The 1,103-nt window shown below is 52.9% G+C and carries 1 pseudogene; it reads right to left on the bottom strand.

Annotated features, from left to right (window positions below):
• Window positions 1-94: 94 nt before the first annotated feature.
• Window positions 95-1,103: pseudogene (locus FKW19_RS15025) on the bottom strand (phage tail protein); the annotation flags it as partial.

The raw sequence follows: 1,103 nt of genomic DNA, 5'->3' as shown, positions 1-1,103 counted from the left end.
CGCCAGAAGACAGGCATGTGGTCGTGCGGGAAGCCGCAGGCCCGCAGGCCAGCGTTCCCAGAAAACAGCGTTGCTGCATTGTGGTGATATCCCGTTAGGCTGCGGAAGATTTTTCCGCCTGAAAGCGTGTTTCTTGCAGCTGTGCCACAGACGTTTTGAGAAGATCCTGCAAAAGCGAGGCCAGTGTTTCCGTCTGATTAGATTGGCCTTGCTGGATCTTATTCAGCACATCGGCCTGCACCTTGGTCAGATCCATGCCACCCAGCGCCTTGACGATGGTTTGCACCATATTGAAGTCAGACACATAGGCTGCTCCGCCACCATTGAATTTCTGGGACAGAGACAGGAAGTTTTGCATGTCAGTCTGGAGCGCAGACAGGGCATCATAATTCCCACCCAGAGCAGCCTGATAATCCGTATGCAGATTATCATTAGCCGCCTTGTACTGATCCGCCACCGATAATGGCGAAGCGTCTGATGTGGTCAGCCCTTTTTCATAGGTGTCCAGACTGTCAAAAACAGACTCCAGCTTCTCATTTGCTTCAGACTGATATTCCAGCGCCTGTTCCTGAGCTGCCTTCTGCGCCTCCAGAGCTTTTTCCTGATACTCCTGCTGGATCTGCAACCGCTCGGCATTCTGGGTTTTCTCCAGATCTGCAAGCTGCTGCTGATAGGTGACGTTATCGGCAAAGTTATCACCCAGGAAGCCCCGCCAGTTATCCTGCAACTGCTGGATTTCCTGTGCGGCCGAAACCTGCTGATTGAGCAGATCCGCACCTTCCTGATCACCCGTGGCAGACAGATAACGCGCCTGCACAGACTGATCAGATTGCAAAAGCGTGTTCTGCTCATTGGCAATCATGGCAGCAGCAATGGCATTGCCTTTATCCAGCAATGCCTGGGCATCCAGACCATAGGATGCTGCCGTGTTGGCGGCGTCCTGGTATTTCTGCTTCAGATCATCCACCTGCTGCATCAGGCTTTCGGAACCGGATGCCGTAACATCCAGAAGCCCTGGCATTGTGGTGCCTACAAATTCCTCAATGGCCTCAAACTTGCTTTGCAGATCGTCTGTGCTCAGCGTCTTTCCATCCAGAGTGGAA

It is taken from the genome of Acetobacter sp. DmW_125128, assembly GCF_008704325.1.
Lineage (GTDB): Bacteria > Pseudomonadota > Alphaproteobacteria > Acetobacterales > Acetobacteraceae > Acetobacter > Acetobacter oryzifermentans.
This window is presented reverse-complemented; position numbering and strand designations above follow the sequence as displayed.